The organism is Halopenitus malekzadehii, assembly GCF_900108505.1.
GTDB lineage: Archaea > Halobacteriota > Halobacteria > Halobacteriales > Haloferacaceae > Halopenitus > Halopenitus malekzadehii.
This window is the reverse complement of sequence record NZ_FNWU01000001.1, coordinates 600,299-621,549: the sequence shown is the minus strand read 5'-3', so window position 1 is coordinate 621,549 and position 21,251 is coordinate 600,299. Positions and strand designations below refer to the sequence as shown.

Genomic DNA, 21,251 nt, shown 5'->3' with positions numbered 1-21,251 from the left:
ACCGCTATCGTCGATCGACCGGTCCGAAACGCGATGGGTCCTCGGAGTCGGGGGGCGTTCGGGAGTCCCGCGTGCCCTCACCGTCGGTGACGATCGGCGGTTTCGTCGTCGAGGATCTGAGCATCGACGATCGGTTGGGCTCGTCGGTGGGTTGATCGGTGGGTTGATCGGTGGGTTGATCGGTGGGTTGATCGGTGGATGCATCCTCCGAATCCTGTGCCGTGAGCGCGCGCTGTCTCTCGACCTCGGCGTAGATCGCGTCGGTGAATCGGGAATGGTCGCCGAAGGGGTCTCCGTAGGCGATCCCGCCGCGATCGAGTTCGAGCTCGGCCGGGATCCGGTCCTCCGTCGCCGCCGACCGGCTCACGAACAGCGGAACGGCGACGATGTGATCGCCGGTCACGGCGTACCGCACGCACTCGACGGCGGGATTCTGCAGGAGGTAACAGGGGACGACCTCGGCGTACGCCGATCGGGAGCGAAGTCGGTTCGCGTGATACTCCGCCATCCGGCGTCCGTGTGGCTTCGAGCTGCTGCCGAACGCCACGAGCACCAGCGAGACGTCCGGGTCCGCAGCCGCGTCCGAATGCGCGTCCGTGGAACCGCGACCTGCAGCGGTCGATGCCCCCGCCCGCGATCGTGCCGCGTCGGCGCGCGCCGCGATCACGTCCGTCGTTGCCGGGCTCGTTCCGACGGGGTCACAGTACCTGACGTCGCCGGGGATCGCGGACAGCGCCGCCGGGATGGCGTCGACGGTGTCGTAGCCATGAGCGGCACACATCGGGACCGCGTACGTCACGTCGGCGTCGATGTTACGGAACCGATCGCGGAGTTCCCGCCCGGGTTCCTCGGCGTAACGGGCGATCTCGACGTCGATACCGGTGCGATCGGCGAGCCGATCGGCGTGTACGCGGAAGGTTTCGCGGGCACCGCGCGTGTCACGACCGATGAGCAGAAGTGTTTCAGATCTCATTGGTTTCTACAAATTAACTTTATCTACACCAATTCAACTTGCTAAAGGCGAGGGTCACGGACCCCAAATAGGTTGTGGTCGCGCCGGGCAGGTTGACCGGACCGGTCAGCCGGACGGGTCGACCGGACGGATCAACCGGACGGATCAACCGGACGACGGTCCACGCTCGAAGGAGGCCCTCACCCGATCGGCGCCCGGACCACGAGGACGGAGAGATCGGAGAACGTAGAGGTGGCACTTCCCTCCTCCCCGGTTTCACTCGCTGCGCTTCCATCGGTTCGGGCGGCGGCGAGTTCGCCGAGCGTCGTTCGGGTGATCTGCTCGTCCGGATGAGTGAGCCGCTCGAGAACGAGGGCCTCGAGCGACGGATCGGCGTCGGCCGTCTCAAGGAGGTCCGCCGCGACGTCTTCGGGCATCAGATCGAACGGGCGGGGAAGCACCAGCAGATGTCGGTCACCGACGTCATCCCGCAACCGCGCGAGGTCCTCGTCGACGTCGCCGCTCTTGTGCAGCGTTACGAACGTCGTCGCCTCCATCGGCGTCCGTGCCCGGCTCGCCGCGATCTGTAACGAGGAGATTCCGGGTATCACTCGCACCGGTCGATCGACGGCCGACTGGACCTTCCCGACGAACTGGTAGCCGGAGTGGTTCGGATCACCCATCAGGACGGCGGTTCCGGCCGCGCCGTCGGCGACGCGGTCGGCGAACGCGGCCAGCGTGTCGGCTTCGTCGCGGTAGCCGCAGGACAGGACCTCGGCGTCGACCGACATCGCGTCGGTCAGGAACGAACGGACGGTTTCGAAGCCGACCACGACGTCCGCCTCCCGGACCGCTCGGCGCGCACGGGGGGTCAGGTATTCCGGGTTTCCCGGACCGATCCCGACCGCGTAGACCGGAGGAACGCCGGGGTCCGTCGGGCCGGTCGCCGATTCGTCCGAGACGGCTCCGTCGGCTTCGGGAGTGCCGTCGGGTTCCGGTTCGGCGGCCGCCAGCGTCGCCGGGTCCGGACCGGTCTCGAGGTCGTACGGATCGCTCACGATGTCTCCGGCGACTCCGGCACCCACGCGGCGTCGATCGCCCCCTGTCGGACGTCGCTGGCGACGTGGATCAGCTCGTTCGTGAGGCCGGCAGCGAGCCCGCTGCCGCCGCGGCGCCCGACGTTCGTGATGGTCGGGACGCCGTGTGCGGCCGCGACCTCCCGCAGGCGGGCCCGACTCTCGGCGGCCTTGACGAACCCGACCGGCGTGGCGACGACGACCGCAGGGCGAGTCCCGTCTTCAATGCAGTCGGCGAGCGCGAGCGCGGCGGTCGGCGCGTTCCCCACGACCGCGATCGCGTCGTCGTAGACGCCATCCCGGTCGAGCTCGAGGACCGAGGCCGCGGTGCGGGTCATCCCGGTTCGCTCGGCCAGTTCGGTCCCGTTCCCGATCGCCTTCCGGACCGGACAGTCGTGGCCGCGGCCGGTGATCCCGGCCTTCACCATCGTGATGTCGGTCACGATCGGTCGCGAGTCGAGGACCGCCCGCGCGCCGGCGCGGACCGGCTGGTCGTCCGCGTCGGCCGGCCCGCCGTCGGCGATCGCCGCATCGGCGGCCAGCTCGTCGTCATCAGTTGCGCCCGTAAACCGGATCAGGTGTTGAAACTCCGGATCGCCGGTGGCGTGAACCGACTTCCCCCGGATCCGGTCGGCGAGCGTCTCGTGGGGGACGATCTCCCGGACCCGGTCCATACTCGTCTCGGCGATCGCCATCGCGTTCTCGGTGGTCGCGCCGAGGTCGGCGTATTCCCGGTCCGGACCGCCAGTACCGGCTGCGTTCTCAGTCGTCATCGCTCGACACCTCCGGAACCGGCTCGTCGCCGGCACGTGTCTCCGAGTCGCCGGCCCGGGCCTCCAGGTCGCCGTCGGCCTGCAGGAGAACGTCGCGAAGTCGGTCCTCGACGGCGGCGTCGGCGTCCCACAGGCCGCGGTCGATCGCCTCGAGCAGGGTGTCGGCGATGCTTTCGAGCGCCCAGGGGTTCACCTCGCGAAGCCACTCACGACGGTCCGCATCGAGGGCGTACTTCCCGGCGACCTCGCTCCAGAGGGCGTCGCTCACGACGCCGGTCGTCGCGTCCCACCCGAGAACGACGTCGACCGTGGTGGAGAGGTCGCCGGCACCCTTGTAGCCGTGCTCGGTCATGCTGTCGATCCATTCGGGGTTGAGAACGCGGGCGCGCATCGCCTTCCGGACCTTCTGCTCGTTCGTGTACACCGAGACCGCGTCCGGATCGCTCGAGTCGCCGACGTAGGACGCCGGCTCCTCGCCCGCGATCTCCGTGACGGCGGTGATGAACCCGCCGTGGAAGGCGTACCAGTCGGAGCTGTCGAACTCGTCCTGCTCGGCGGTGTCCTCGATCTTCACGGTCGCCTCGACGTTCCCGAGCCGGCGCTCGAAGGCCTCGCGGGCCTCGGTCACCCGGCCCCGCGACCCCAGCGCGTAGCCGCCCCACTGGGTGTAGACGTCGGCGAGATCCGAACGGTCCTCCCAGTTCCCCTCGTCGACGGCCTTGTTCGTTCCCGCACCGTAGCCGCCGGGTTTCGTCGTGAACACGCGATGGGTCGCGGCCGCCTCGGGATCCTCGATGCCGGCCTCGCGGAGGCGGTCGGTCTCCGCCTCGACGTGTTTCTTCACGTAGTTCCGGTCGTGCGGCTCGTCGAGCGCGACGACCGCCTCGACCGCGTCGTGGATCACGCCGGCCGCCTGCGGGAACGCGTCGCGGAAGAGTCCCGAGACGCGCGTCGTCACGTCGATCCGGGGCCGACCGAGCTCCTCGAGCGGGACCGGCTCCACGCCGTCGACCCGGCCGGCGTCGGTCCACTCCGGCTCGACGCCCATCAGCGCGAGTACCTGCGCGATGGTCTCCCCGCGGGTGCGGACCGTCGGGGTCCCCCAGGCAACGACGCCGATCTCCTCGGGATACTCGCCGTGCTCGTCACGGTGGCGTTCGGCGACGCCCGCCGCGACCTCCCGACCGACCGACCAGGCGCTCCTGGCCGGCACCTTCCGGGGATCGAGCGTGTAGAAGTTGCGCCCGGTCGGCAGCAGGTCGACGCCGCCGCGCGTGGGCGCGCCGCTGCCGCCCGGCGGGACGTACTCGCCCGCCAGCGCGTCCGCGGTCCGCGGGATCTCCTCGCTGGCGCCCCGGACGCGGGGCGCAGCCTCCTCGCAGACGAACGCGAGCGCCTCCCGCAGGTCCTCGTGAGCGCCCGGTTGCACGCGTGCGTCGCCGATCGGGTCGAGGTCGACCACGAGGAGGTTCATGTTCACCTCGCTGTCGGGGTCGGCGAGTTCTGACGCCGGCACGTCGAAGTCGTGCTCGGCGAGGGCGGTGACGAGCTCCAGGCTCGTCTCGTGGACGACGTCGGCCGCCGCCGACAGCGTCATCCCGAGGTTCTCGTCGTAGACGCCGGGCTCGTTCACCATCCGGTCGTGGTCGACGCCGAGCACGCCGGCGACGCTCTCCCTGAGGCTCGGTCCGCCGGGATTCTCGAGGCGCGTGAGCGCAACGAGGTACTGCACGAGCCGGTCGTCGGCCGGCGGCTCGCCCATCGTGTGCAGCCCGTACCGGATCTGCGTCGTCTTCACGTCGGTGAGGTACTCGTGAACGCGCTCGACCAGCTCGTCGACGTCGACGGCGTCGCCCTCGACGTCGCCCTCGGCCAGCGTGGACCCCGCCGCCTCGGGGCCGCGAACGTCGGCGCGCTCGTCGATCGTGCCCTCGATCCCGAGTTCGACCGCCAGATCGAGGTCGTCGACCGTCTCGCGCAGGAGGCGCTCGAGGCGCTCGCCGTCGTCGGTCCGGGCGTCCGCCACTCCGGCCTCGCGGTAGCGGTCGGCGATCTCCTCCAGCTCGGCGAGCTCGTCGTAGGTGCCGGCGGTTCCCATCACGGGCGTGAGGTGGTCGACGATCGCCGCGTACGAGCGACGCTTCGCCTGCGTCCCCTCGCCGGGATTGTTGATGACGTATGGATAGACGTTCGGGAGGTCATCCACCAGCCCGTCCGGCGCGCTCGACCCGTCGAGTCCGACCGTCTTCCCGGGGAGCCACTCGAGGCTCCCGTGGGTGCCGAGGTGAACGACTGCATCCGCCTCGAAGGCGTTTCGCAGCCAGGCGTAGAAGGCCACGTAGTCGTGTGGTGGCTGGAGATCGGAGTCGTGATACACCTTCGAGGGATCCATCCCGAACCCGCGGGGCGGCTGGACGGTGACGAGGACGTTCCCGAACTCAACGCCGGGGATCGCAAACGGGCGGTCCGGTGGGTCGCCCCACTCCTCACGCACGGCCTCGCCGAGGTCGTCGTCGAGCGCATCGAACCACTCGCGATACCGGCCGGGGCCGATGACGTCGACGCTCGCCTCGCGGACGTCCTCGGGTGCGACCCACCGGTCGTCGAGCGTCAGCTGGCTCGTCAGCCGGTCGATGAGGTCGGCGCCGTCGACGGGCGGGCCGACACTGGCCGATTCGTTCTCGACCCCCACGTCGGTACCGAGGTCGTAGCCGCGCTCGGCCAGCTCCTCCAGGAGGTTGACGGTGCTCGCGGGCGTGTCGAGTCCGAAGGCGGTCCCGATCCCGTCGTCGCTCGGCGGGTAGTTGTGCAGGACGACCGCGACGCGCGTGTCGGGATTAGGGGTGTGTCGGAGCCGGGCCCAGTTGACCGCGAGCCGGGCGGCGTGGTCGATGCGGTCGTCGATCGGGAAGTGCTGCTTGGGCGCGGTGCCGATGTCGGCGTCGTCGTCCGTCCGCTCCTTGCCGCTTATCGGGTGGGAGATCACGTTGCCGTCGAACTCCGGGAGCGCGACCGAGAGGGCGAGTTCGAAGCCCATCACGCCCGTGTCGCTGGCGGCGTACCGCGACCGCGAGCGCATCGTGGTGACGGTCTGGATGACGGGGACGCCGAGGCGGTCGAGGAAGACGTCCTCGACTGAATCGCCCTCGTCGCTGGCCTCGCGGCCCCGCTCGTCCATCGAGAGGGAGAACATGAACGACGAGCAGACGGCGTCGACGATCGGCTCCCCCGACACGTCGGTGAGCCACTCGTCGGTGACGCGCTCGGCGTCCCAGCCCCCGTCCTCTTCGGAGGCCGGGTTGCAGAAGACGGGCAGCGCGTTCGCCCCCTGGGCCTCGATCGCCCGAACCTGCGCGTCGACGTACCGGAGGTTCTCGTGGGTCCAGTGGGATTCGTAGAACCAGACGGCGACCGTCGGCGCGTCGGCATCGAGTGTCGCAAGCAGTTCCTCGTAACTCGCGCCCGGATGGTCCGGGTGGTAGACGCCCTCGGTCGGCAAGTCGACGGGGTCGTCGTAGGGTAAGCCCTCGTCCGGCGACTCTTCCCCTCCATTCGTGCCGCCGTATTCGTGCGCGAGGAAGCGGAGGCAGTTGGCCACGTTGACGGTGCCGCCCCGATCGAGGTACTCGTAGACGCGATCGCGGACGGCGGCGTCGACGGTCGTGTCCTCGATCGCGTAGGCGTCGCCGGTCGATTTGACCACCAGCGGAACGCCCGCCTCGGTCAGCCGGTCGATCGACCGTTCGTAGCCCGGCATACTCGCCTCGGAACCGTGCAGCCAGCAGATCACGGCGGTCACGTCGGTCAGCTCGTCGACGAACGCGGCGGCGTCGGCCTCGTCGTCGAGGTCGCTCGCGGACCGGACGACTAGCTCGGCGTCGACGTCGGCCGCCGCGCGTTGGATCGCCCCCAGTTCGTTCTCGGTCGCGGTGTAGATCCCGATGGTTGGCATAAGGTTGTTAAATCTCCTTGTGTCTAAGACAAGTATGGTTGAATTAGGATCGGACAAAAAGGCTTCGCACGATCGAGGGGCGGAGCGATCTCGGAGAGCGGAGCAGGAACGCGACCGGGGGGACGCTCGGGAACGCGACCGGGAGGTAGCTCGTGGACGCGAGCGGGACGGATCGCTCCCGTTCGGGGCGATCGTCGGCCAGGATGACCTCAAACGGGGGCTCCTCGCCGTCGCGGCCAACGACGACCTCGACGGGCTCCTGATACGCGGTGCGAAGGGGACGGCGAAGTCCACGGCGGTGCGTGGCCTCGCCGGCCTGCTGCCGACCCAGACCGTGGTCGAGGGGTGTCCGTACGGCTGTCCGCCGGACGACCCCGGTCGACAGTGTGCGGACTGTCGGTCGCGTTCGTCGGCGGAGATTGAGACGACCGAACGGTCGGTGCCGGTGGTCACGCTCCCGCTGAGCGCGACCCGCGAGCGCGTGGTCGGAACGCTCTCGGTGGCCGACGCGCTGGCTGGCGAGTTCGAGTTCGATCCCGGCGTGCTTGCGCGGGCCAACCGGGGGATCCTCTACGTCGACGAGGTGAACCTCCTCGGGGACCACCTGGTCGACACGCTGTTGGACGCCGCCGCAAGCGGCGTCAACCGGGTCGAGCGCGACGGCGTCAGCGTCACTCACCCGGCGTCGTTCACCCTCGTCGGGACGATGAACCCGGAGGAGGGCGACCTTCGACCACAGCTGCGCGACCGGTTCGCCCTCCAAACGACCGTGACGGGCTGTGACTCGATCGACGACCGCGTGGCGATCATCGATCGCGCGCTCGGTGATGACGGGGAGGAGCGGGGGCGGGAGGACGGACAGGGGGAAGCGAACGCGAACGACCCCGACACGGACGCGGACGCACTCGACACGGATGCGTACCGCGAGCGCCTTCGGCGGGCCCGCCGTCGACTCCCGGACGTCACGCTGCCGCGGTCGTTCCGCGAGGAGATCGCGGAACTGTGCCGCGACGCCGGCGTGGAGGGCCACCGCGGTGACATCGCGACCGCCCGCGCCGCGCGTACCTTCGCCGCGCTCGCGGACCGCGGGCGCGTGCTCGAGTCCGACGTCCGCGAGGCGGCGACGTTCGCACTTCCTCACCGGCTGCGGTCCGACCCGTTCGACTCGGACCCCGATCCGGAGGAGCGCATCGACGACCATTTCGAGTCCAACGGCGATGAGGGCGCTCCGGAGGACACGGAAGACGCGACAGCGGATGAGGACGGTCGGCGCAACGGGGGCGCGACGCCGAACGCCACGGCCGGCGATCCGGAGGGCGCCGACGGCGCGGACGCGGAGCCCGCGGACGACGCCGAACGCGACGCAAACACCGAAACCGGGTCCGAGATCGATCCCGATACACCCGATCGCGGCGGCGATCCGGAACCGGCTGGCGAGCACGCGGACGCCGAGGGTGACACGGACGAGGACGACGCGAACGAGGGAGCGATGAACGAAGGTGGGGCGAACGAGGGGGATGCGAACGGAGACGACGCGACCGACGAGGACGCGATCGATGGGGACACGATCGATGGAGACACAAATGGCGGCGATCGGGAGGATCGAACACCCATCGTGCCCGGCCAGTCACGCGCGTCCGTCGGCCAGGGACGTGCGCCCGAGATCTCGGACCCGGACGCTGGGGACGCCGGTCCGGACGCACACGACGCAGCCGACCTCCGGTCCGGATCCGGGACGCGGCCGTCCGCGGAGGGCGACGTCGCCGGGCCCCGCGTCCGATCGGAGCGAGCCGACGCGACCGCGGCGAGCGCGGACGTCGACGTCGGCGCGTCCCTCCGCGCGGCGACACGTCGGGGGGCATCGTCGATCGAATCCCGGGACCTCAGGCAGTCAGTGCGGCGCGGGGACGCCGACACGCTCGTGACCTTCGTCGTCGACGCCAGCGCCTCGATGCGGCCGGCGATGCGGACGGCCAAGGGGGTCGTGCTGGAGCTGCTGCGGGACGCCTACGAGGGACGGGAGGAGGTGGCGTTCGTCGCCTTCGCCGGCACGGACGCCGACGTGCTGCTCCCGCCGACGGACAGCGTCGGGATGGCGGCCCGACACTTGAAGGACCTCCCGACGGGCGACCGGACGCCGCTGCCCGCCGGCCTGCGGACGGCGGCGACGGTCGTTCGGCGAGCCGACCCCGCGGCCGGCGTCGTCGTGGTCGTCACCGACGGGCGCGCGAACGTCGCCGACGGGAGTCCGAGCGCGGAGACGCGCGCCGCGGCCCGGGAACTCGCCGGGACGGGCGCACACGTGGTAGTGGTGGATGCCGGCAGCGAGCACAGAGACGCCGGCGGGGACCGCCGATCGAACCGGGACCGCCGATCGAACCGGGACCGGTCGAGCCTCATCGGTCCCCTTCTCGAGGCGACCGGCGGCGAGCGGGTCCCGCTGTCGGCGCTGTCGGCGGAGCGGATCGACGGGCAGGTCGCACGGGTCGATCGGGACTGACAGTCGTCACCGGCGTCACGTCGTATTATAAGGAGTCACGATGGCTCTGCCCTATAGTTTATAAGCTCTAGCGGCCGGTGTCCGTCGGGATTTATATATCGCAACCGATCCGACTTGATCGGGTCGATCGGGTCGACTGAACCGACTGGTTCGATCCCACCCGTAAGCTTTACAACTAAACTTGATTTTATACAACTTGTATTTACAATGGCGCCGACCACCGACGTCACGGCCGATGGTGCACCGACGATCCCGACCGGGAACGCGGGGGACACCGTACAGGGACGACTCGAGATCGCACGACGGGAGGCGACTCCGACGCAGATCGCGACCGCGTTCGCGCTCGTCGCCGCGCTCGGGTTCGCGCTGCTGTTCGTGCAGGAACCGATGGTCCATGACTCGCTACACCACTTCCGACACGCCGCCGGCGTCACCTGCCACTGAGGATGCTTGCCGAGTATCTCACTCGCGGCGTGAAGGCCGGCGCCGTCGCGGGCCTCGTGTTCGGCCTGTTCGTCGCGCTCGTCGCGGCGCCGACCGTGGCGTTCGCCGACGAACTCGGCCACGACGACGCCGCGATCGAGGCAGGTGGCACGGACGCAACGACGGCCGATCACACTCACGAGGAGGGTGGCCACGCCCACGGGGATGATGGTGGCCACGATCACGCTGAGGAGGGCGGCCACGCTCACGACGCCGCCGTCTCCGGACCGGTCACGACCGTGGTGAGCATCGCTTCGAGCGCGCTCTGGGGGGTGCTTCTCGGCGCCGTCGTCTTCGGGGCCGGGTTCTACCTGCTCGAGCCGCTGCTCCCCGGCGCGCCAGGGTCGGGCGTCAAACAGGCGGTCCTGGCCGGGATCGGGTTCATCACCGTCTCGGGTGCGCCCTGGCTCGTGCTGCCGCCACGGTCGCCGGGCGTCGAAGCGTCGCTGACCATCTCGACGCGTCTGTGGCTGTACGGCGGGATGATGGTCCTGGGTGCGATCAGTGGACTGCTCGCGCTGTGGACGTTCGACCGGCTTCGTCCCGCCGAGCGTGCCGACGTCGCCGCACGCGCCGATGTCGACGGGCGTGTCGATGCCGACGGACGTGACGGACACGGTCGCTCGCCGGCGCTGGCCGCGGCCGGCGCGCTGGCGCCGTTCGGGCTCCTCGTCATCGCGGCGTTCCTCGCCCCGACCACCACGGTCGAGAGCACACTCCCCGCGAGCCTCTCGGCCGGGCTGGTCGGGATGACCGTCTTCGGGCAGCTCCTGCTGTGGGCGACCCTGGCCGGTGCACACGCGTGGCTGGTGCGTCGGCGACGCGGAACCGGTCGGCCCATCGACGCGGTCAACAGCGAGTCTGACGCCGGACGCACCCCCGATGACGATCCGGGGACAGGATCGAGTCGCCCGCGGAGCGCGGACTGATGCGCGACCGAACCGAGGCGGTCCGCGATCGCGGCGTCACGGACCACGTGCTCGTCTGTACACACGATCGCGATTCGGAATACGCCTGTTGCGCCGGTGCGGGCGGCGAGGCGGTTCTGGACGCGGTCCGGACGTGGCTCCGGGATCGTGACCTGTTCTGGTCCGGCGTCGCCGTCGCCGAGACGAGCTGTCTCGGGCTCTGCAGCACGGACGGGGCGGCAGTCGCGATCCATCCACGCGGGCACTGGTACGCGGACGTGACGTCCGAGGACGTTCCCGAACTGCTGACTCGGGAGTTCGGTACACGAACGATCGACGAGGAGTGAGCCGCCAGCTGGAGGGCAATCTCACTCGCACGGTTCGAGGCACCGAGCAGGAACGCGTTCCCGATCGCGCCGAGGGTCAACCACCCGAACTACGGCCAGAGCCCGCGGGCGTCGTGGGCCTCGGCGACCCGGGAGAGGGCGACGACGTAGGCGGCATCCCGCCAGGTCACTCCGCGCGACTCGTGTTCGCCTCGGACGGCGTTCCAGGCTTCGAGCATCTCATCCTCGAGTTCCCCGCGAACCCGTTCGAGCGACCACGCCCGGCGGTTGATGTCCTGGAGCCACTCGAAGTAGGAGACGGTGACGCCGCCGGCGTTCGCGAGGATGTCGGGGATGACGGGAACGTCCCGGTCCGCGAGGATCCGGTCGGCGGCGCTCGTCGTCGGGCCGTTTGCGCCCTCGACGACCATATCCGCCGAGACGCGCCCGGCGTTCTCAGCGGTGAGCACGTTCCCGAGCGCGGCGGGGATCAAGACGTCGACGTCGAGCTCGAGCAGCTCGTCGTTCGTGAGCGTCTCGGGGGCGGCGTGGTCCATCACGGCCTCGGGCTCCTCCTCGTGGGCGGGGATCGCGTGCGTGTCGAGGCCGTTCACGTCGTAGACGGCGCCGTTGACGTCGCTGACCGCGACCACGTTGGCGCCCCAGTCGTCGAGCAGTCGGGCGGCGTTCGCGCCGACGCTGCCGTACCCCTGGATCGCGATCGACGTCTCGTCGATCGGCTTCCCGTAGTAGTCGATCGCCTCCCTGGCGATGATCGCGACGCTGCGACCGGGAGCCTCGGCACGGCCCTTGCTCCCACCGATCACGGGCGGCTTGCCGGTGACCACGCCGGGGACCGTCTCGCCCTCCTGCATCGAGTAGGCGTCCATCAGCCACGCCATCGTCTGCGGGTCGGTCCCCATATCGGGGGCCGGAATGTCGATCGTCGGGCCGATCTCGTCGCGGATCTCCCCGGCGAACCGGCGGGTCAGCCGCTCCGTCTCGGTCTCGCTCAGGTCCTTGGGGTTCACCGCGACGCCGCCCTTGGCCCCGCCGAAGGGCAGGTCCATCACGGCGCACTTCCAGGTCATCCACATCCCGAGCCCGACGCACTCGTCGCGGGTGACCTCAGGATGGTACCGCAGACCGCCCTTGTACGGTCCGCGGACGCTGTCGTGCTGGGCGCGGTAGCCGGTGAACACCTCGACGCTCCCGTCGTCACGCTCGACCGGAACCGTCACCTCGTGGACCGCCTTGGGATGGGCGAGTCGCTCGACGATGTTCGGGTCGATGTCGAGCCGATCGGCGGCGTGCTGCAGCTGGCGACGCGCCGTCTCCAGGGCGGATTCGGGTTCCGCGTCGGCATCGCCGTCAGCAGTGGCGGCGTCAGCGGCATCGGCGGCGTCGTCGGCGTCGTCGGTATCGGCGGCGTCGACGACGTGGTCCGCTCTCGATCCCGCCGCCATTATTCGATCGGCGTCCCGCGGTTCCGGAGCTCGCCGCCACACTCGGAACATTCTCCCGGCGGATCGGCGGCCAACACGGTCATTCCGCACTCGAAACACTCGTACTGCGTTCGGTCCTCGGTGGATAGGGGTGCGTCCTTCATGGGTTCGTGAGCGTCGTCCGCAGCACGCTCTATCAGGAGATAATAGGCGTATAAGGGAATGGGTGATCGTTAAGTAGTGAACACGGATTCAGAAGAGGTGTTCGTTATATAACCACCACCGGGGCGGACGGCTGCTACCCGGCGTCGTCGAGCACGAACCCCTACTCGCGAGCCGCGAGCGGGACGGTTCCCTCCTCGAAGAGCGCCGTGAACACCTTCCGTTGAACCGTCCGGACGTGTCGGTAGAACGCCGGCGGGGAGATATCGAGCGTGTCCGCGACCTCCTCCCCGGTGTGTTCCCGGGGCGACTCGAAGAAGCCGCTGTAGTAGGCCGTCTGCACGACCTCCAGCTGGCGGTCTGTCACGTCCGCAAGCACGCGCGCGGACCGATCGTGGTCGAGCGATCGATCCAGGGTCCGTTTGGACCGGAGTTCGACGTCCGAAAAGGTCTCCCGCACGAGTTCCGTGACCCGCCGGAGGCCGATCCCGTCGGGAACCGCCACCACGAGCGTCGCCGAGTCGGGATCGGCGGTCGCCTCTCGAACGACGGCGCCGTGATCGGCGAGGTCCAGCGCGAGGAAGGGACTGGTGAGACGGAGCCGCAACACGCCGCCCGTCCCGCCAGCATCGTCGGCATCACCGGAAGCTCCGGCGTCGTTCGCGCGTCCCCCGTTGATCCGGCGGACGTCGTCGATCGCGACGAGGTCGGCGGCCGCGTCCGCCACCGCATCGAGCGGCGCGTCCTGAACGGTGACGAACACGTATCGTCCCTCATCGGTCTGTCGAACGCCGCCGTGGTAGGCGATCGTACAATCCGCCCGGCGGGCGAGCCGCGACAGGACGAACGTGGGGTCGTCGACCGCGAACTCGACGCGGGTCAGCGAGGTCGTGAGCAACGCCTTCTTGCGCTCGTTCGCGCTGAACCCGGCGGCGATCGTCTCCCCCAGTTCGCCGAGAACCGCCCGCGTCGTGTCGTCGACAGCGTTCCGGGTGGTCGCATACACCGTGAGGATCCCGTGAGAGAGGTCGTTGTACACGAGCGGGATGCTCACCACCGATCGGTACTCCCGTGAGAGGGCGTCCCGGCGCCAGGACTCCTCGCGGACCCTCTCGGCGACGTTCTCGACGACGGTGGTCTCGCCGGTCGCCGCGGCTCGGCCGGCCGGATCGCCCTCGTCGGCGCCGATCGTGAACGGTCGTGCGTCCAGGTAGCCGTCCGCCTCACCCGCCCACGCCCGCGGTTCGACCGTGCCGGATCGTTCGTCGACCGTTCCGATCCACGCGAACCGGAACCGGTCGTCATCGGTGAGATGCTCACAGACGGAGTGGTCGATCTCCGCGCCCGTCTCGGCGCGGACGACGGCCCGGTCGATCGCCCGAATGGTCTCGTTGACCCGGTTCAGTCCGGTCAACTCCTCGTTGCGACGCTGGAGCGTCCGCTCCTGTTCACGAAGCCGGGACTCACGGGTGACGCGGTCGAGCGCCGCCTCGGCGGTCGCCGCGAGCAGGTCGGCGAGCTCACGCGTGACGTCGTCGAAGGCGCCGACCGACGTGGACCCGATGAGGAAGACGCCGTGTGATCCGAGCGGAATGGCCGCCACGCTTCGGAGGTCGCTCGCCCGGTTTCCGAGCCGGTCGTCGTCGTGGGCGTCGTCGAGGAACAGCGCGTCGTCCGCGACGAAGCTGTGACCCACGAGCGTCGTGTCGTCGGCGCCGACGGACGGCAGCGGTCCGTGTCGATCCCGCATCCCCCGTGAACGCGCAGCGGGGCGCAGCTCGGTGGCGTCGTCGTCGAACAGGTAGACCGCGCTCGCGTCCAGATCGAGCACGCTCGGCGTGTCGTCGACGACGTGGCTCGCGATCTCCTCGTGGGTCTCCGCGTAGAGGAAATCACGCGCGGTCTCCTGCAGGGTCGCCAGCGCCTCCTCGCGCTGTTTCCGCTTCGTGACGTCCCGGCAACTGTACAGCAGCGTTCCGTCCTGGATCGCGACCTCGCGGACGTTGACGAGCAGGGTGTGTTCCCGCCCCGCCTTGTCGGTCGCGGTGCACTCGAGGTTCTTGAGGACGCCGTTCTCGGCCAGCTCCTCGCGGTCGAAGAGGTCGGCGCCGAGGAGGTCGTCGATCGTCCCCAGGTCCTCGATCTCCGCGGCGGTGTACCCGAAGATGAAGTGGACGTTCGGGCAGACGTAGGTGTACTCGCCCGCCTCGTTCGTGATGAGGACGGTGTCGGTCATGTTGTTGAGCGTGACCCGATGCAGCTCCTCGGACCGACGGAGGTCGCGCTCAAGTGAGACACGGTCGGTGATGTCGACCCCCTCGACGACGATCGAGGTGACCGTCCCGCCGTCGTCCCGGACGGGTCGGACCGACAGGTCGATGACGTCGGGATTCGCCAGCGACGCCGATCGCGAGACGACCGCGTTGCCGAACGACCCCGACTGCGCCATCTCCACGAGTCGGCGTACGTCGGCCATCGTCCCCTCGGCGGCCGACCACCAGGGGAGCGTCCAGAAGGGATCGCCGACGAGCGCGTCGACGTCGGCGTCGACCAGGTCCCGTGCCGTCCGGTTGGCGCGCTCGAGGGTGCCGTCGGCGTCGAGCACCCACGTTGCCGTTCGCGTGTCCTCGAGGACGGCGTCGAACCGCCGGGCTCGTTCGCGACGCGTCTCGGCTCGCTGCGCCGTCCTGATGGCGCGCTCGGTTCGGGTGAGTAGCTCCTCGCCGGACCGTTCGACCGGGTGTGCCGACTCCGCGTCAGGGGCTTCCGGCTCCGAATCCGGATCACGAAGCGCCAGGTAGTCCGTGACCCCGGCACCGATCAACTCGCTCGCGACCGTCTCGTCGCCATCGGCGGTGGCGGCGATCACGGGCAGCGTCGACGACTCCTCCCGAGTCGCCTCAAGGATCTCGACGGCGGTCGCGTCCGGGAGAGCGGCCTCGGTCACGAGACAGTCGATCGGATCCGTTCGGACCGTTTCGAGGGCCGCGGCCGCGGTCTCGGGACGCCGCACGTCGGCGCCCGCGGCGGCCAGCGCGTCGGCGTAGTCGTCGATCGCCGCGGTGTCGCCGGCGACCACGACGTGAGACGAATCGAGGGATGCTGTAGTGGGTGTCATAGGTGGCAACGGCGTGATCGTCCCGCCACGACGGGGATCGGACCGAATAGCGGGGGTTAGTAGTATACACCCTAGACGCTGCCGGTTTAATAGTGAACCACATATGGCGGCGTCGCCGGCGGGAGTCGACCGTCGCTCCAACCGTATCGGACTCCGGGCCGACGCCGTCAGGCGGGATACGCGTCGTGCCACGGTCGCTCCCGTTCGACCGCGGCGCTGGCGGCCAGCACGACGTCGTCGGCGTGGCGCCGTCCGACCACCTGCATCCCGACCGGAAGCCCCTCATCGGTGAGGCCGGCAGGGACCGCCCCGACGGGATGGCCCGAGAAGTTGAACGGCTGCGTGAGCAGCCAGCCGCGCAGCCGGTCGACCGGCGTTCCGTCGACCGATTCGGGATGCTCACCGTGTTCGAACGGGGTGACGCCCAGCGTCGGGGTCACGAGAACGTCGTACTCCGCCAGGAGGTCGACGATCCCGTCGTAGACGTCGCTCCGGACCATCTGTGCCCGCGTGTACTCCCGCGTTGACACGTCGGCGGCCTCGAGGATCGTCTCAACCGTGACGGGCCGGAGTCGGTCGCGGTCTGCCCCGCGCGGGTCGAGCCCGTGATCGCGCTCGAGACCGTCGAAGAGGGACTCCCAGAGGATCTTGGCCATCGTGTAGTACGCATCCAGGATCTCACCCTGGTCGTGACCGAGATCGGGATCGGCACGCTCGACCGTCGCGCCGGCGTCCTCGAAGGCGCCGACCGCGTCGTCGACGACCGCCCGGACGGTCGGCTCGACGGGATAGGTGTCCAGGTCGGGACTATAGGCGACCCGGAGGTCGTCCACGGGCCGGTCGGTCGCCGCCAGGTAGTCCGTGTCGTCGGCCGGGAGGCTGAAGGGATCGCCCGGGTCCGGTCCCGCCATCACCTCGAACATCAACGCCGCGTCCGCGACGGTGCGGGCCATCGGGCCGGTGTGGGAGAACGGCGTCTGGTCCGAGAAGGCGTTCGGGCGATCAACGCGCGGAACGCGTCCGAATGAGGGCTTGAGCCCGAACACGTGACAACACGAGGAGGGGGTCCGGATCGATCCGCCCGTATCCGAGCCCTGCGCGATCGGCACGAGCCGGTCCCCAAGCGCGGCGCCGGCGCCGCCCGAGGAGCCGCCGGAGATCCGGTCCGGATCGAACGGCGTCCCGGTCGGACCGACGACGCGGTTGTCCGTGGTACACCCGAGGCCGAACTCCGGCGTGTTCGTCTTGCCGACCACGATGGCGCCGGCGGCTTTGAGCCGGCGGACGAACTCGTCGTCGGCGTCGGCGACGTTGTCCGCGAACAGCTTCGACCCAAAGGTCGTTTTGACGCCCGCGACGTCGTCGAGGTCCTTGATCGCGACGGGGACGCCGTGCAGCGGACCGAGGTCGTCGCCCCGTTTGACGGCGCGCTCGGCCTCGCGGGCGGCCTCGCGGGCGGCATCGCCGGTGACGGTCACGAAGGCGTTCGTGCGGTCGTTTCGCTCCTCGATGCGGTCGAGCGTCGCGTCGACGACATCGACCGGCGACCGGTCACCGGCGCGGATCTCCCGCGCGATCCGGGTCGCCGAGTGCGTGTGGATATCTGTCACGTTCGTACAGACGGGATGCGGGACAAAAGTCTACCTATCCCGTGGTGTGGTACCACGAGGCTTTCCAGCGATCACTCCTCGACCGGGAACGTCTCGTGGAGCACGTCGTGGGCGTCCGCGAGCCCGTCGAGGACGCTCTCGCCCTGCGCGGTCAGGCGATGCACCGCGCGTTCGGCGTCGCGGACGGCGACCAGACGACCGCGGAGGTAGTCGTATTCGGGGTCGTCCGGATCGGTCGCGGCGACCTCGGCCTCCAGGTCGACGAGCGCGGCGTCGAGGTGACGCTCGATCGCGTCGAGCGTCTCGGCGTTCGCGAGCGCCTCGATCGGCCCCTCGAGGTGACCCTCGAGTTCGGCCTCGGCGTGTTCGCGGGCGGTTCGATCCCCGGTTCCGAGGACGTTCAACAGCGCGAGTCGGAGCGCTTCGAGTTCGTGGCAGCTCATCGTGGATCGTGTGTTTTGGGTATCGTTCGGGTGTGTCTGGTTCGGTTCGATTCGAGTCGGTTCGGGTCGAGCGGTTCGAGTCGGGTCGACCGATGATCGGCCAGTCACCAGTGGGATCACAGCGTGACGTCGACGAGGTCGGAGACGATCCGGCCGCGGTCGAGATGGGACGAGACGATGCGTTCGGCGTCGGCCTCGTCGACGTCGCCGTACCAGACGCCGTCGGGGGAGACGGCCACCATCGGCCCGTCGCCACAGCGACCGAGACACGACGATCGCGTGATGCGCGCGTCGCAGGCCTCGGAGTCCCGGGCGGCCTGCCGCAGCCGCTCGAGAACTGTCGCGGAACCGTCCGCCGCGCAGGTCCGATTCGTGCAGACGGCCACGTGGTGGGCCGGCGCGTCGTGAGTATGGGGCTCGTCGTCGACGTCGTCGCGGTCGGCGTGCGACTCGCGGTGGGTGAGCGCGCGCAACATCGCCCTGGCTCCGCCGACGTCCTCCTCGTAGCCGTCCAGTTCGACCTTGTACGTGCAGGTGTCACAGGACATCTCGACGCTGTCGGTCCGGGCCTCCTGCCAGCGATCACCGAGGACGTCGAGCAGTCGGTCGTCGGTTCCGAGCGGATCCCCCGCCGCGGCGTCGACGTAGGGGTACTCCGCATCGAAGGTCGCGGCTCCCTCGCGGATCCGTTCCGTCAGGACGCCGTCGCCGAGCATATACGGGAGCACGACCACGGCGTCCGGCCGGTCGGTGGCGATCCGGTGGAGCGTCTCCGCGAGCCGCGGCTCCGTAACGCCGATGAACGACGCCGCGACGCGGTCGAACGCGCGCCCCTCGTGGAGCAGCCGGGCGAGCTTGTGGACGTCGCCGTTGGCGTCCGGGTCGCTCGACCCCCGGGCACAGAGCACGACGGCGACGTCGCCCGCCTCCCGGTCAACGTCCAACTCGGCCTCGACGGCCGCCGCCCGGTCCTCGAGCAGGTCGATGATGGCCGGATGGATCCCCAGATGCGAGCCGTTGTGGATCGTGAGCTCGGGGTGTACCGACCGAGCCTCTTGAACCGCGAGCGGGACGTCCGCCTTCACGTGGCTGGCGGCAAACAGCGAGAGCTGGACGACGGTGACCCGCGAGACCGACGTCGCGAGCCCGGCGATCGCCTCGTCGATCGAGGGTGACGCCAGCTCGATGAACCCGGCGTCGACCGGGATCCCGAGGCGGTCCTCGAGCCCGGCCGCCAGCTCGCGAACCTGCTCGTTCGACCGCTCACGGCGGGAGCCGTGGCCGACCAACAGCACCGCCTCGTCGTCAAGCGTGGTCGGAACCGCGTCCGCCCTCGCCGGCGATTCCGCGTCCGCCGTCACCGGCGGTTCCGCTCCCGCCATCACTCGCCCTCCAGCGTGCCCACGTCGGCGCCGGTCGCTCGCTCGACGCTCCGCCGGAGCTTCGCCCGGCGGTCGTCCGCGTAGAGGCCGGACGCCGCGCTGCCGGCGTAGACCCACTCGGCGAACGTGGCAACGTCGGCGTCGTCCGCGAGCCCGAACCAGTAGCCGCCCGACGACGTCTCGGCGAGGTCGTCGGTCGGAACGTGGGGCGTGGCCGCAGACAGCTGCGAGCGGATCGTGTCGAGCAGCGCACGGTCCTCGTGGACGAACGAGACGCCGACGGAGCCGGCCGACTCCCGGAAGCAGACCGTCCCGCAGGCCTCGAGCAGCCCCCGGATCAGTCGTGCGCGGTGGTCCGAAAACGCGTCGAACCGGTAGCCCCCCGGCTGGCCGTCGATCGGGAGGCCGAAGGCCGCGCTCGCGCGCTCGGCCGGCGCGCCGATCACCTGGATCTCGTACTCGTCCTCGAACCGGACGATCGAGGCGTCGTGTGCCGACTCGCGGGCTTCGACCCGGTGGTCGGTCCCGGTCCGGCTCGTGCCCGCGATCGCCGCGAGCGCCTCGGCGGCCGTCTCGTCGCCGGCACGGGTCGTGACGCCGTCCGCCGTCACCTCGCCGTCGCCCGCCACGCGGCCCCAGAAGTACGCCGTTTCCGGGGTCGCATCGAGCAGGTCGGCCGCGGGCTCGATCCCGGTCTCGTGGTTCGGGGCCGCATCACTCATCGGGAGCCACCTCCAGATCGATCGCGATCGCGTCCACCGGACAGGCCGCGGCCGCCTGCTGCGCCTCCGCGATCCGGTCGTCGTCGAACCGGGCGACGAGGGTGTCTGAATCACCGGATCCTCCCGCCGATGGCGCGCCAGCGTGGTCAGCCCCTCCATCGTCGATCGTCGCCAGTCCATCCGCGGCCTCCCGAAACCGCTCGTCGCGAACGAGGCAGGCGAAGACGCCCTCACAGGCGTCCCGGTCGAGGGTCACCCGGTAGGCCCCGTCACCGTGGGCGGAGTCAGTAGTCATACTTGGACTCGTACCCCCGCGGCGTCACCATCCGGTCGTCCCAGACGTATGTCTCCTCGTTGCCGACCAGGATCGTGGTCGTCATGTCTATCAGGTCGGTCTCGCCGAGGTCCGCAAGCTCGCCGAGATCGACGATCTCGACGCGTTCGTCCTCCCGACCCGCCGCGTGGACGATCCCGACCGGCGTCTCGGGAGCGCGGTGCTCGAGCAGGATCTCACAACACGTTTCGAAGTTCTCGCGGCGCTTGCGGCTCCAGGGGTTGTAGATCGCGATCGTGAACCCCTCGGGTGCGACCGCGTGGAGTCGGGACTCGATCTCGTCCATCGGTGTGAGGTGGTCCGAGAGGGAGACGCTGACGGTGTCGTTGACGAGCGGCGCGCCCAGACGGGCGCCACAGGACTGGGCGGCGGGCACTCCGGGAACGACCTCGAAATCGACGGCCTCGGCGGTCGCATCCTTCGACTCGAGGATCTCCAGCGCCAGCCCCGAGAGCGCGTAGACGTTCGGATCGCCGCTGCCGATGATCGCGACGTCGTTGCCCGCCAGCGCCCGGTCGATCGCCTCCTCGGTGCGGGAGACCTCCCCGCACATCGGCGTGTCGTAGATTTCCTCGGTCGAGTCGGTGATCTCCTCGGGCAGCAGCTCGACGTAGGTCGTGTACCCCACGATGTGATCGACGTCGGCGAGGGCCGCGCGAGCGCGCGCGGTCATCCCGTCCGGTTGACCCGGCCCGAGCCCGACCGCGACGAGGCGGCCGGGGTCGGCCGCGAAGTCGGCGGCGGTCGATCCGACCTGCTCGTCGGTCGCGGCCTTCTTGGCCGCCGCGGCGTCCGTTTCGGAGCCGCCACAGCTGCGAGCCGAACTCCCATCTGTCGCCGAGTCGTCCGTCGACCCTCCGGCGCCGCAGGCGGAACTCGACGCGGACGCCGTCGTGTCGGTGGTGATGGTGTTTTCGTCGGTCGCCTCAGCAGCGTCCGATTCGGCCGAGTCGGTGGTGACGGCGTTCGCGTCGGCCGCGTCGGTCGTTTCGGCGGCAGCGTTCGTCTCGGTGGTCGTCGCGTTCGATTCCGTCGTCTCGGTGGTGTCGTTCGTGCTCATTGGTG

The 21,251-nt window shown here is 69.9% G+C and carries 17 protein-coding genes; 4 read left to right on the top strand and 13 right to left on the bottom strand.

The window, feature by feature from the left end; all coding sequences use genetic code 11:
- Window positions 1-4 precede the first annotated feature (4 nt).
- The 4 genes from BLW38_RS03120 to cobN form a co-directional block, all read right to left on the bottom strand.
- On the bottom strand, window positions 5-973 hold the full coding sequence (locus BLW38_RS03120; protein WP_092814101.1) for a CbiX/SirB N-terminal domain-containing protein: 969 nt from the start codon (window positions 971-973) through the stop codon (window positions 5-7).
- A 179-nt stretch (window positions 974-1,152) separates the two neighbouring features.
- A complete protein-coding gene (locus tag BLW38_RS03115) occupies window positions 1,153-2,010 on the bottom strand; it encodes a cobalt-precorrin-7 (C(5))-methyltransferase (protein WP_092815581.1) in 858 nt (285 codons plus the stop codon).
- Complete coding sequence (locus tag BLW38_RS03110) at window positions 2,007-2,801, bottom strand: precorrin-8X methylmutase (protein WP_092814098.1); 795 nt, start codon at window positions 2,799-2,801, stop codon at window positions 2,007-2,009. Before BLW38_RS03110 ends, BLW38_RS03115 begins: the two co-directional genes overlap by 4 nt.
- A complete protein-coding gene (cobN, locus tag BLW38_RS03105; protein ID WP_092814095.1) occupies window positions 2,791-6,753 on the bottom strand; it encodes a cobaltochelatase subunit CobN in 3,963 nt (1,320 codons plus the stop codon). The genes BLW38_RS03110 and cobN overlap by 11 nt, the downstream gene beginning before the upstream one ends.
- 34 nt (window positions 6,754-6,787) lie before the next feature.
- Between cobN and BLW38_RS03100 the strand changes: the two genes are divergently transcribed.
- From BLW38_RS03100 to BLW38_RS03085, 4 genes are all read left to right on the top strand, one after another.
- Complete coding sequence (locus BLW38_RS03100; protein ID WP_092814092.1) at window positions 6,788-9,253, top strand: VWA domain-containing protein; 2,466 nt, start codon at window positions 6,788-6,790, stop codon at window positions 9,251-9,253.
- A 207-nt stretch (window positions 9,254-9,460) separates the two neighbouring features.
- The gene (locus BLW38_RS16775; protein ID WP_092814089.1) at window positions 9,461-9,697 is read left to right on the top strand and encodes a CbtB domain-containing protein; all 237 of its coding nucleotides are present in this window, start codon (window positions 9,461-9,463) and stop codon (window positions 9,695-9,697) included.
- A 2-nt stretch (window positions 9,698-9,699) separates the two neighbouring features.
- Window positions 9,700-10,665, top strand: coding sequence for a CbtA family protein (locus BLW38_RS03090; RefSeq protein WP_092814085.1), 966 nt, complete (start codon window positions 9,700-9,702; stop codon window positions 10,663-10,665).
- Entirely contained in the window at window positions 10,665-10,991 is a 327-nt protein-coding gene (locus BLW38_RS03085) for a (2Fe-2S) ferredoxin domain-containing protein (RefSeq protein ID WP_092814081.1), read from the top strand. Before BLW38_RS03090 ends, BLW38_RS03085 begins: the two co-directional genes overlap by 1 nt.
- Window positions 10,992-11,080: 89 nt before the next feature.
- Here BLW38_RS03085 and gdhB read toward each other — a convergent pair whose 3' ends face one another.
- The 9 genes from gdhB to cobJ all read right to left on the bottom strand — a co-directional run bounded on the left by gdhB (window position 11,081) and on the right by cobJ (window position 21,246).
- Window positions 11,081-12,436, bottom strand: coding sequence for a glutamate dehydrogenase GdhB (gdhB, locus tag BLW38_RS03080; protein ID WP_092814078.1), 1,356 nt, complete (start codon window positions 12,434-12,436; stop codon window positions 11,081-11,083).
- On the bottom strand, window positions 12,436-12,579 hold the full coding sequence (locus BLW38_RS15645; protein WP_143040789.1) for a rubrerythrin-like domain-containing protein: 144 nt from the start codon (window positions 12,577-12,579) through the stop codon (window positions 12,436-12,438). The genes gdhB and BLW38_RS15645 overlap by 1 nt, the downstream gene beginning before the upstream one ends.
- Before the next feature lie 161 nt (window positions 12,580-12,740).
- Complete coding sequence (locus tag BLW38_RS03075) at window positions 12,741-15,695, bottom strand: bacterio-opsin activator domain-containing protein (RefSeq protein WP_092814075.1); 2,955 nt, start codon at window positions 15,693-15,695, stop codon at window positions 12,741-12,743.
- A gap of 167 nt (window positions 15,696-15,862) precedes the next feature.
- Entirely contained in the window at window positions 15,863-17,305 is a 1,443-nt protein-coding gene (locus tag BLW38_RS03070) for an amidase (protein WP_092814072.1), read from the bottom strand.
- Window positions 17,306-17,376: 71 nt separating this feature from the next.
- On the bottom strand, window positions 17,377-17,748 hold the full coding sequence (locus tag BLW38_RS03065; protein WP_092815578.1) for a DUF3209 family protein: 372 nt from the start codon (window positions 17,746-17,748) through the stop codon (window positions 17,377-17,379).
- Between the two features lie 116 nt (window positions 17,749-17,864).
- Window positions 17,865-19,130 (bottom strand): CbiX/SirB N-terminal domain-containing protein, encoded by a 1,266-nt coding sequence (locus BLW38_RS03060; protein ID WP_092814069.1) that lies wholly within the window; start codon window positions 19,128-19,130, stop codon window positions 17,865-17,867.
- Entirely contained in the window at window positions 19,130-19,852 is a 723-nt protein-coding gene (locus BLW38_RS03055) for a cobalamin biosynthesis protein (protein WP_092814066.1), read from the bottom strand. Before BLW38_RS03055 ends, BLW38_RS03060 begins: the two co-directional genes overlap by 1 nt.
- Window positions 19,845-20,147, bottom strand: a complete 303-nt coding sequence (locus BLW38_RS03050) for a ferredoxin (protein ID WP_092814063.1) — start codon at window positions 20,145-20,147, stop codon at window positions 19,845-19,847. Before BLW38_RS03050 ends, BLW38_RS03055 begins: the two co-directional genes overlap by 8 nt.
- Window positions 20,137-21,246 (bottom strand): precorrin-3B C(17)-methyltransferase, encoded by a 1,110-nt coding sequence (gene cobJ / locus BLW38_RS03045; RefSeq protein ID WP_177167407.1) that lies wholly within the window; start codon window positions 21,244-21,246, stop codon window positions 20,137-20,139. The genes BLW38_RS03050 and cobJ overlap by 11 nt, the downstream gene beginning before the upstream one ends.
- Window positions 21,247-21,251: the final 5 nt, after the last annotated feature.